The following is a 10621-nucleotide window of genomic DNA, read 5'->3' as shown; positions in this document are numbered from 1 at the left end:
CGGCCTGACACTGCCTTCCTTCGTTGAGCTTGGCTTCTCATAGCGATGACAAGCGTAACTTCGCCTGCCTTGCTTTTGAAGCACGTCACACTCCAAGACGCAAAGCGCACGCAGAATCAACCTCGAGCTTTAGCTGCTTCGTTGCTTTGCGTTTCAACGAGGGAGCGAATGCCCCCCCTCACGCTATCACCCCGCGCATCACATGCCCATGCACATCCGTGAGGCGAAGGTCGCGGCCGCTGTAGCGATACGTGAGCGCCTCGTGGTCGATGCCCATGAGGTACAGCACGGTGGCCCAGAGGTCATACACACTGCTCACCTGCTCCACGGCCTGGTAGCCGAAGTCATCGGTGGCTCCATAGACATGGCCACCTTTCACGCCACCACCGGCCATCCAGATGGAGAAGCCGTAGGGGTTGTGGTCACGGCCATTGGCACCCTGCGCGAAGGGTGTGCGTCCGAATTCACCGGCCCAGATCACCAGCGTACTGTCCAGCAGTCCGCGTGAGCGCAGGTCTTTGATAAGAGCCGCAATTGGCTGGTCCACCTGATAGCCCATTTTGCCATGACCCTTCACAAGGTCGCCGTGATGGTCCCATGGATTCGCCGCGTTGCCGCCACCGATGTTGTAGCCCAGGGTGCTCAGCTCGATGAAACGCACGCCGCGCTCCACCAACCGACGGGCCAGCAGGCACTGGCGCGCGTAGGCAGCGGTTTTCGGGTCGGCATCATTCATGCCATACATCTTCTTCGTGATCTCCGTCTCACCCGCGATGTCGCAGAGCTCCGGCACGGCAGACTGCATGCGCCAGGCCATCTCGTAGTTCTTGATGGCGGCCTCCACGTGCATGTTGTTGTCCACGCTGCGAGCGAAGTTCTTGTCCATCGCACCGATGAAGTCGAGACGCTGGCGCTGCATCGCCGCGGGCTCACGCGGCTGAATGTTATCCACCGGTTCCCCCTCATCCGCGCGCACGACGGATGCCTGATGAACCGCTGGCAGGAAGCCATTGCTGAAAAGGCCCACACCTCCGTGCGGAGCTACCGCACCCCCACTCTGCAGCACCACATACCCCGGCAAGTCACTGGAATCCGAGCCAAGGCCATAGCTCGTCCATGCACCCGCGCTGGGATAGCCCAAGAAGGGGAAGCCGGTGTGCATGAAGAAATTCCCCTGCGCATGCTCACTGAACTTCGCCGTCATGGAGCGCACCACGCACAGTTCATCCGCCACCGAGCCCATGTGCGGGAAGAGGTCACTCACCGGGATGCCGCTCTGGCCATATTGTTTGTAGGCCCAATGTGCGGGCTGCACCGTCCCGTTGTTGTTGAACTGGGTGCGCTTCACCTCGCCCGGCATCGGCTGACCCGCGTACTTCGTAAGCAGCGGCTTTGGGTCGAAGGAGTCCACGTGAGAGACGCCACCCGACATGTAGCAGAAGATGACGCTGCGCGCCCTCGAAGCAAACTTCTTCGCACGATGCGCCAGCGCTGCAGGTGAAGCTTCTGAAGCCCCAGCCTTCGCCTGCTGCTGGCTCATGAGTCCGGCCAGCGCCGCCATGCCGAAGCCAGTGGAGCCGCGTTGGAGCATCTGGCGGCGAGTGTAGGGGGTATTCATCATGCTAGACAGGGTATGGAGTTACTCTTTGACGCCGAAGAACACCAAAACGACCAGTGCAATCAGCTCAGCAATCACGACCACGGCAAGGAGCGACGACAGGGCGTTGATTCGTCTGAATTTATTGTAGGCAAGCAACGCTTCACCATCTTCACGGAGCCACGCAGGAACTCGAAACAACCAGTTCGCAAACACGGTCGTTCTAGCCATTCCAGCCCGTTCCACCTTCACATCCCGAGGCACCCAAAAGAACCCGATGGGGCGCCCACACAGTTCCCACTCAGAACGATGCTGGAGAAAGCACACGCGCAACAGCCGGTCGAAAAACACAAAACCCAAGACGCCCGCACCAAAGGCCAGGACAACCGTGCAAAGAAGGGCGGTGAACATGATGTTGAACATGCGTCAGCTTCAGACCGGGGTTGTTGTGCGGCTGCTATTCATCACTTCAGATAAATAAACTCCTTCAGATTCACCAGCGCGAGCGCCAGACTCTGCCACGCCTGCTCAGGTCCGCTGGCCTTGGCGACTTGCTCGCGGAGCACAATGAGTTTCTTGTGCAGCGCTTCGGATTCATCCTGCCACTGGCGCACATTGGCACGATTGGCCTCGGTGAGAGCATCCATCACATCACGCTCGGTCACCACGGTCTGCTCAATCTTCCGGGTCATCTCGATATCATCCGGGCGCAGCGGGCGGTCATAGAGGCGCGCGCGCAGAATCTTCCCGCGCAGCATGCGATTCCCACCGGGCGCACCATGACGGCAGCCCAGCAGCACCTCTGCGGCGTTGGGTTCGAACACCGCGACATCATCCGCCTTGTATCCGCGTCCATAGAGCTGGCCATCCCGATAGACATTCACCCGGGCATTTGCGTCCCACGAGATGGCCACATGCACAGCCCGCTGCGCAGCATCACGCTCCACATCGCCGCCTGATGGTTTCGTGCGCCTGCCAAAGTCACTGCCAGCCACCCAGCATCCCGCCTCGTGCTCGGCGAAGACGATGGAATCAAACACATTTCCCTTCAAGTCCTGCAAGGTCATCACACCGCCACCGCGCTGCTCCAGCTCATCCAGCAGTACCCAGGCCTCCAGCGTCTTCCCACGCATCCGTTGCTTGATGGGAGCGCTGCGAGCCAGGGCCTTGCCGCCATCAAGAATCAGCATGCCATGCTCGATGCGCGCCCCACCTTCCAGTGTGAGCGGGAGTTTCCCCTTCAAATCATTCGGGCCGTCTTCGAAGTCCCATTCGGCAAGCGGCTCCGGAACACCGGCCAGGTCCGGAGGAGCACCTTGGGACTTCCGCTTGTCTTCGGTGAGCTTGTTGCGCACGGGCGACAGCACGGACTCGATGCGGCTTCGGAGTTCGTCCTGTGTCTTCTCAAGTCGGGCCAACTCGGCCTGCTGCTGCTCTCCCACCTTTGAGGACGCCCCTAGAAAGGCAATGTTCTGCGCAACTTCCGTCTCCGTGGCCGCGCGACCGAATGCCTCCTGGAACATCCGCTGCACCCGGGCTTCATCCGTTGCCAGGTCCTTGTTCTTGTACGAGCGCGCGCCCCAATAGCCGGACCAGTTGATGACCTTGCGATCATTCAGAAGCGCGAGCGATTGCGCAGGCACATTGGTAGAGTCGCGCTTGCCACGAGAAGCGCTTGGCACGGGTGCGTCGAATGCGGTCAGGAAATCATCCAGGCTGTTGCGCACCACCTTCACATACACGCTGCGTCGATAGGAGCCGCCCGACTCGGACTCACCATACATCTTCTCTTCCATCTTGCCGGAGAGTGCGAGAATGCTGTCGCGGATGGATTCTGCTTCGAGTCTCCGCACGGTGAAGTGCGTGAGCAGCTTGTTCTGCGGGTCCTTTTGCGCAGCGGCAGGTGCTGCCTCCGAGTCGAGTTGGAAGGCTTTGGAGTTCAGCAGGAATTTCAGCATGCTCTTGATGCTGCCCTTTTCCGAATCGAAGCGGCTGGCCAGATAATCGAGCAGCTCGGGATGCGACGGTGGTTCGCCGAGGCGACCGAAATTGTCTGGCGTGGCCACAAGACCATTGCCAAAGACCGTCTGCCACAGGCGATTCACAACGACGCGAGAGGTCAGCGGGTTCGCGGGATCCACGATGCTCTCCGCAAGCTCCAGGCGACCACTCTTCGCGGTGTGATAGGGTGTAGGATTGATGCCGTCCAGGAATCGACGTGGCACTGGGGGGCCGGGCCGCTTGTGATCACCCTGCGCGAACATCGGCGCATCATGCCCCTCCGCCTCCAGCACACCCGGAGCACGTGTGGGCAGAGGCAGCGCGGCCTCTACTTCACGATACCTGGCCAGCAGCGCGGCGGCAGCGGGAATTTTCTTTGCATCGTTGGGAAGCTTACCCTCGGCAATCAGGGAGTCGAGCAGCTCCGCCTGCGCATCCGTCATCTTGCCGCTCTGCCAGGCCTGCACGGCCTCCGCCGGATTTCCATGGATGGACACCGCGGGTGGGGGCTCGCCTTTGGTGATGATCACATCCGTGATGCCGAACCATGAACGTGCATCCAGCTTCGCCTCGGCGGGTTGATCCGCCACCGTCGTGCACTGGATGAAGATGTCATCGCCCTTCCAATATTCGAGGTCCAGTTCACGCCAGGCGAGGCGTGCATCGCCCGGCTCATCCTTGAAGTCCTTCGCCTTGTGGATGGTGCCGGTGCGCGGATAATTCTGCACCACATAGCGTGCACGCGCCATGCCGCCGCCTGCGGAGCGCATCCAGAGCTTACCACCGGGATTTTTCAACCGCGGTGACATGAGCACACCGCGAACCTTCGTGGACAGCAGATCACTGAAGACACCAGAAGGATGGACCCCCGCGATGATGCGCTCACCTTCCGTGGCAATGCTGAACTCACCCGCCTTCGTCGGGCCTTGCTGCACGCCATGGCCATCCGTATACCACTTCTCCTTGCGAAGGTCCCAGTGCTCAATCACCCCCTCAGACATGGGAGGCACAGGCTTCTCAGGAATGGTAGGCAGGTCCTTCGCTGCGGCGAGCCATGCTTCAGCCACCACCTTCTTGATTTCGCCCTTCAGCTTGGTGAGTTCTTCGCGCTGCACCTTGCCCACCTCTGGCAGATTCACATCAATCAAGGCGGGACGTGTGCTGGTGAAGATGCCGTAGAGCGAATAGAAGTCCGCCTGGGAGATGGCATCGAACTTGTGATTGTGGCATCGCGCGCAGGAGACCGTGAGTCCGAGGAAGGCCTTCGTGACCGTATCCACCTGGTTGTCCGTGAAGGTCACCAGTTCATCCAGCGAGTCCGTGGGCGAGAATCCATGCAGCACCATGCGGAGCTGACCAATTCCCAGCGCGCTTTCATTGATGCCATTTACCGCATCCACACGCGGACTCTTCAGCATGTCACCAGCGATCGCCTCACGCACCATCTGCGGATAGGGGACATCACTGTTGAAGGCACGGATAAGATAATCGCGATAACGCCACGCGAAGGGAATGGCCGCGTCCCCTTCGCTACCGTGGGACTCCGCATAGCGCACCCAATCCATCCAGTGACGAGCCCACGCCTCGCCGTAGCGTGGTGAGGCCATCAGGCGGTCGATGAGTTCGCTGAGTGCGGCATCGGCATTCTTGGCAAATGCAGTCTTGAAGGTTTCGATTTCCTCCGGTGTGGGTGGTAGTCCCGTGAGCACATAGGAGACACGACGGATGAGCGTGGCTGCATCAGCAGCCTTCACAGGCTGCAATCCTTGCGCCTCTTGTTTTGCGAGAAGGAATCGATCCACGGGATGCTGTGACCAGGCAGCGTCCTTCACGGCGGGAGGCTCCGTGGCCTTCACCGGCAGGAAGCTCCACCACTGCTTCCGCGTGGCGAGCGCCTGCTCCCACGATTGCTCCGGGCTCATCACGGGCTCGGGTTTATCACGCGGGTCGGGCGCGCCATCGGCAATCCACTTCTTGAAGTCGGCGATGCGTCCCTCCTCCAGCTTCGCGCCATCCTTCGGCATATGCAGCTCCGTTTCCGGCGTGGTGTGCATGAGCGACTGGATGAGCAGGCTCTTCTCCGGAGCGCCGGGTACAAAGAGCGGGCCGCTATCACCGCCAGCGAGCATGGCATCGCGAGAGTCCAGACGCAGGCCGCCCTTGTCCTTCTTCGCGCCGTGACAGTCGTAGCATTCCCCCACGAGCACGGGACGAATCTTCGACTCGAAGAACTCGACTTGTGCCGGCGTGGGCTTGGCAGCAACCGTCGCGGGTGTGGATGCGGCTGGAGCGAATCCGACAAATACAAGCGCCAGGGCAAGTGCAAGAACACGAGAGAGAGCAAGACTCCTGTGGGTGATGCGCATGGGGGCTGAGTTGGATGCGTGAGAGGGGCGCATGAGAAACGTGAGCTTGAGCGTACGGGTTCTCGTTTCCAAAAAGGGAGAGGTGATATCAACCAAGATACCGAAGCGCAGCCTGTGCGGCAGCCTGCTTCATGATACGACCGTACTCATTGAAACGGCGGGCCTGGATGCGAGTGGAGGGTCCGGCAATCGTGATGGCCGCCACGGGATGTCCATGGCGATCCAGCAGCGGAGCCGCCACACAGTGGATGCCCTCGAAATGTTCCCCCTGGTCCACCGCGAAACCACGTTCGCGAATCTTCCCAAAGGACTCCACCAGCGCCTCCGCCGTAGTGAGGGTGCGTGGCGTATGCGTAGTGAAGGTGGTCGCAGCCAGCGCGGCGCCAAGCGCAGGCTCCGGAAGATATGCCAGCATCGCCTTCCCCGGCGCGCAGCAGTGTATGGGCGGACGCGAGCCGAGGTCCACGATGTACTTGAAGGGATGCGTGGAGGGCAGCTGCTCAATCATCACGCACTCATGCTCCGCGAGGCAGCAGAGCTGCACCGTCTCCCCCGTCTGCGCCAGTACCTCACGCATAGCAGGCAGGCAGCACTCCACGAGGCTGCGCCCCTCATGCTGCGGCTGGCCAAGACGCAGGAGCTTGCGAGAGAGCCGGAAGCGTCGCGAGGTCTCCTCACGCAGCACGTACCCCGAATCCTCCAGCACCCCCGTAAGGCGGAAGCTCGACGCGGGAGAGAGGCCCAGCGCGGCGCTGATTTCAGAGAGCGTCGCGCCCTCTTCACGACCGGCGAGGAACTCCAGCACAGCAAGTCCACGCTGCAGAGCAGGGGCTTGCGACTCGGACTCCACCGGCGTGACCGCTGCGGCCCCATTCCCGTTTCCGTTTCCGTTCGTCAGAGTATCGCCGTTCGAGTTGCTGCCGTTGCCAGTCGGGCCCTCCCCGGGAAGGCTCCTGTTGCTGTTGCTGGTGGTGCGCTGGATCGCGGGTGTTTTCATGGACGGAAAGCATTACGCCTGTGAAAACGGAGTCTTTCACGGCGGGCAGAAAGTTTCATGCCGCCGTCTGCACCACCCATGCCCTGATTTGCATTGCCGGGGCTGCCGCATTTTGCCAGCATGCCTCTGCCACAGCAGCGCAGCGCAGGAACCAGCTCGACCCAGCCACCGTCGTTTCTCCCATGTCGAGGAAGCTGAAGACCATCATTGCAGCGGTCCTCTTCATCCTCGTCAGCGTCCCGGCGGCTTATTACGTCCTCGCATGGACCAACCACGACCCGCTGCGCTTTGGCTTCGCGCAGCGCCACAGCCGTGAATCACTCATCGCAGTAACCAACCGGTCCTCATTCCCCGTCAGATTCCAGGGTTGCTACATCGGCAACGGTTCATCGCGCAGCTTCTTCTCGTGCCACAACAGCCAGACGGAGCGCGACCTGCAATTCCTCCGCCCCGGAGAAACGCGCACGCTCGCCCCCGCACAAGGTGACATTTCCGTGTTGGAACATTTTGGTCCGCTGACAGTCACCTACACCTGGCAGCCGCCGGGGCATCAGATGCTCCGTGATGCCTGCGTGGGGATAAAGGACCACCTACCCCCAGACATGCGGGATAGATGCCCAGTACCCCAGTATCACATCGACTCCTATGATGCTCCATTCACGGTGGAGATACTGAAGCCAGCCGAGGTGACGGCCCGGCGCTAGCGCGTTTTAATCACCTCATCAGCGGCGGCAAAGGAATCTCATAGTCCGTCGCCTCCTCTGGCAGGAAGCGTGTCTTTTGTCTGGATGTGGATGGGGATGCCGGGGACGCTTGGGCTTTCTCAGGCCCAGACTTTTCGCCGGATGCCACCGAAGCTTGACACCCGGAACTCCGAGGCTGACCCGGTTCCAGCTTGGCAGCCTCATGCCGGGCACACGACACCAGAGCGCCTGCAGCCACGACGACAGCAACAAATGCACGAATCATGGGCTACCGCCTCAATCCTTGTACCTGGTCCCGTGCAGCCTGCGGGAAGATGGCCACCAGGCGAACTCGTCACGGCGGTATTTCGTAGTTTTCGGGCCGGTGACGTGCGTGGTGTAAATCAACTCACCCGACGGCTCGAACTCAAACGTGATCGCCTTGCGCGGAATCTTCGGATGGCACTGGCAGGAACCGCAGGAGTGGCACTTGCGGGGCTCATAGCAGTTGCCCTCACAGGTGACTGGAGGCATCTCCGGCCGCTCCATTGCCACCTCGATGGTGGGCACCGTGCGGTTGTAGGGCGGGATGGCATCTGGCGCCTCGTCATCCGCCGGGCGGACGGTGGTGCGGGTATACACCTTGTCCGTGCTGACGATCGCGAAGGTGTGCGGATGGTAATCGCGGTAGATGCGTGGCGCGATGACGCGTGCCTTCTGCTGATACTCCGCCGGAGTCAGGTAGCCAGGCTCCTGCACCACGTACGGCTCCCTGTGAACACCCGCACAAGAGGCGAGCAACAATCCCGCAAGCGCGGGAACAAGGAGACGAGCACGCAGCAGCAGCGACATCATGGCCACGAACGTGCCAAAGGCGTGCCAATGCGCAAGATGGTTTTGGCAGCGCTCGGGTGAAAATTCAGACTGGATTCGCCGGGAAGCGTTGGGGTAAGATGAGGGGCACCATGACGCTGCTCATTAGGCTCCACCCGGTCGCATGCTTCGTTTTGTTTTTCCTGTTCCTGTACCTCTCGTATTGGAGCGCCAACGCGGCCCCCATGCCCTACAGCTCCACCCGGAGCGAAATGGAATACTACGTGGTGGACAACGCCGCCGTGACCGCCTCCCTGGTGCTGGCCGTGGAGTTTCTGGGACTGGCGTTTTACAACTGCCGGATTCCCTCCTCTCGGAAAACCCGAAAGAGGTGATTCGAGCGTGCAGAGACAGGGCTTGGGTAGGTTCAGTCTGGCGTAACCTCAACACTTCCGCTTAACATGGAAGTCCGTGCTGAGGAAACTTAACAAAATCCACCCTCTGGAGTGCTTGTTCTTGGGGTGCCTCTGCTTTGTGCTTGGAACACTGGGCATGAGCTCTTTCCCCACATTCACCGGCAGCTTTTGGGAGTCGACTTGGGCTATCCTCAAATACCACATCATAACCAACGCCACGGTCACTGGTCCGGTGGTGATGTCGTTTCTCTTTCTCGGGTTGGCGGTCCGCAACTGCCTGCAACCTCCTCATCGACGGTAAACTTCCTACCCGAGGTGCCCCTCCCCACCCTCAAGGTATTTGGTGTACGCGAGAGACCATGCTCAAGAACCTCGGCAAAATCAGCCCTTTAACGTGTGTGTGCCTGTGGTTCCTCTGCCTCATGGTTGCAACACTGGGAGTAACCTCCAACCCCGTATTCATCGGCGGCTTTTGGGAGTCGCACTGGGCCGCTCTCAAATACCACACCGTGGACAATGCGATTGTCACCGGGCCATTGGTACTGTCACTCTTCTTTCTCGCTTTGGGCGTTCGCAACTGCCTGCAACCTCCGCGCCAGAGGTGACTTCAGGTTGACATTCAGCCTGGATTCTTTCGGCTGCCCTCTTGTAAATTCAGGGACATGCTAACAAGACTAGCAAAAATCCAGCCTCTGAACTGCCTCTTGACGGCGTTGACACTCTGGGTCGTGGGGACGATCGGGGTAACTTCAACCCCGGTGTCTTTCCCAAGTGTTGGGGACGCAATCAAATGGCATCTGGAACATCAGATGTTCTACACTATCTTCGCGATTGGCGCGGTTGGTTTCATCTTGCTAGGCATTGTCAACTGGGTGCGCAACCTACGGAGGAGGTAGCTGCTTCTGGGCGGTTCGGTCGCCACTACTCCTCCCCACCCTGCTCGCCATCCACCCCACTTCCCGCACCCGCCTGCGCCCCCGCCGGCTGGGGTGATTGAAACTCCTCCTCACGTACTCCATCCACGCGCAGGGATACCTTCACCCCATACCTCGCGGCGGCCACGTTCACCAGGGAGCGGATGGCGCTGATGGTGAATCCATTCTTCCCCACCACCCGGCGCACATCTTCAGGGGCGAGGTGGATGCGGTAGGAGATGGCCCCTGCCTGCGTGGTTCCCACGGCAATGCTGGCCTGCTTCGGCTGCTCAATCAGGTTCGCAATGACGTACATGAGGAACTCGCGCAGGGCTTCCGGGGCATCCATGACGTCAGTATGACCGAGCCGTGGCAAAAAGACAAACCCGTTGCTGCTCCACGTGCGCAGCAACGGGTTGAAAAAGAACAAATCTGGGAGGCTGACGCCGCCGGATTAGGCGTTCGCCGCAGCGGCCTTGGCCTTCTTGACGAGGCCACGCACCGTGTCGGTGGGCTGGGCGCCCTTGGTGATCCAGGACTGCACCTTCTCCACATCGAGATTCACGCCGCCCTTTTCCTGAGCCGGGTCATACGTGCCGAGGGACTCGATGAAACGGCCGTCGCGCTTGAAACGCTGGTCAGCGGCAACAACGCGGTAAAACGGACGGTTCTTTGTGCCTTCGCGGCGGAGACGGATGACGACCATGATAAAGGGATTCGACTTGGACTAGAAATGAAGTGGACGGGCAGTCTGGCGAGCCAAGGCAAAAAATCAAGCAGGAAAATGCTTTTCATCCTTCCCGCCCGGTGTATGAGGATGGACTGGACTGGACT

10 protein-coding genes are annotated in these 10621 nt (G+C 60.4%); 3 read left to right on the top strand and 7 right to left on the bottom strand.

Annotated elements, in window-relative coordinates; translation table 11 throughout:
• Nucleotides 1-178: 178 nt before the first annotated feature.
• The 4 genes from DES53_RS05310 to DES53_RS05295 all read right to left on the bottom strand — a co-directional run bounded on the left by DES53_RS05310 (nucleotide 179) and on the right by DES53_RS05295 (nucleotide 6961).
• Nucleotides 179-1621 carry a DUF1501 domain-containing protein gene (locus DES53_RS05310; protein ID WP_211325447.1) on the bottom strand — a complete coding sequence of 481 codons (1443 nt, stop codon included), beginning with the start codon at nucleotides 1619-1621 and terminating at the stop codon, nucleotides 179-181.
• Between the two features lie 18 nt (nucleotides 1622-1639).
• Nucleotides 1640-2008: a hypothetical protein gene (locus tag DES53_RS05305; protein WP_147263225.1), complete on the bottom strand. Its 369-nt coding sequence runs from the start codon at nucleotides 2006-2008 to the stop codon at nucleotides 1640-1642.
• Nucleotides 2009-2061: 53 nt separating this feature from the next.
• Nucleotides 2062-5964: a DUF1553 domain-containing protein gene (locus tag DES53_RS05300; protein WP_170156873.1), complete on the bottom strand. Its 3903-nt coding sequence runs from the start codon at nucleotides 5962-5964 to the stop codon at nucleotides 2062-2064.
• 88 nt (nucleotides 5965-6052) lie between these two features.
• The gene (locus tag DES53_RS05295; RefSeq protein ID WP_113957131.1) at nucleotides 6053-6961 is read right to left on the bottom strand and encodes an IclR family transcriptional regulator; all 909 of its coding nucleotides are present in this window, start codon (nucleotides 6959-6961) and stop codon (nucleotides 6053-6055) included.
• Nucleotides 6962-7143: 182 nt separating this feature from the next.
• On the opposite strand from DES53_RS05295, the gene DES53_RS05290 reads away from it, so the two are divergent.
• Complete coding sequence (locus DES53_RS05290; RefSeq protein WP_211325446.1) at nucleotides 7144-7665, top strand: hypothetical protein; 522 nt, start codon at nucleotides 7144-7146, stop codon at nucleotides 7663-7665.
• A gap of 276 nt (nucleotides 7666-7941) precedes the next feature.
• Here the strand turns inward: DES53_RS05290 and DES53_RS05285 are convergent, their stop codons facing one another.
• Complete coding sequence (locus tag DES53_RS05285) at nucleotides 7942-8499, bottom strand: hypothetical protein (RefSeq protein ID WP_113957129.1); 558 nt, start codon at nucleotides 8497-8499, stop codon at nucleotides 7942-7944.
• A 203-nt stretch (nucleotides 8500-8702) separates the two neighbouring features.
• Between DES53_RS05285 and DES53_RS32805 the strand changes: the two genes are divergently transcribed.
• Together DES53_RS32805 and DES53_RS32800 are read left to right on the top strand one after the other, a co-directional pair.
• Nucleotides 8703-8852, top strand: coding sequence for a hypothetical protein (locus DES53_RS32805; RefSeq protein WP_170156872.1), 150 nt, complete (start codon nucleotides 8703-8705; stop codon nucleotides 8850-8852).
• A 443-nt stretch (nucleotides 8853-9295) separates the two neighbouring features.
• Nucleotides 9296-9478, top strand: coding sequence for a hypothetical protein (locus DES53_RS32800; protein ID WP_170156871.1), 183 nt, complete (start codon nucleotides 9296-9298; stop codon nucleotides 9476-9478).
• A gap of 316 nt (nucleotides 9479-9794) precedes the next feature.
• On the opposite strand, the gene DES53_RS05260 is transcribed toward DES53_RS32800, so the two are convergent.
• The gene (locus tag DES53_RS05260; protein WP_113957124.1) at nucleotides 9795-10136 is read right to left on the bottom strand and encodes a KH domain-containing protein; all 342 of its coding nucleotides are present in this window, start codon (nucleotides 10134-10136) and stop codon (nucleotides 9795-9797) included.
• A gap of 105 nt (nucleotides 10137-10241) precedes the next feature.
• The gene (gene rpsP, locus DES53_RS05255) at nucleotides 10242-10493 is read right to left on the bottom strand and encodes a 30S ribosomal protein S16 (RefSeq protein WP_281270122.1); all 252 of its coding nucleotides are present in this window, start codon (nucleotides 10491-10493) and stop codon (nucleotides 10242-10244) included.
• Between the last annotated feature and the right edge of the window lie 128 nt (nucleotides 10494-10621).

The organism is Roseimicrobium gellanilyticum, assembly GCF_003315205.1.
Lineage (GTDB): Bacteria > Verrucomicrobiota > Verrucomicrobiia > Verrucomicrobiales > Verrucomicrobiaceae > Roseimicrobium > Roseimicrobium gellanilyticum.
This window is presented reverse-complemented; position numbering and strand designations above follow the sequence as displayed.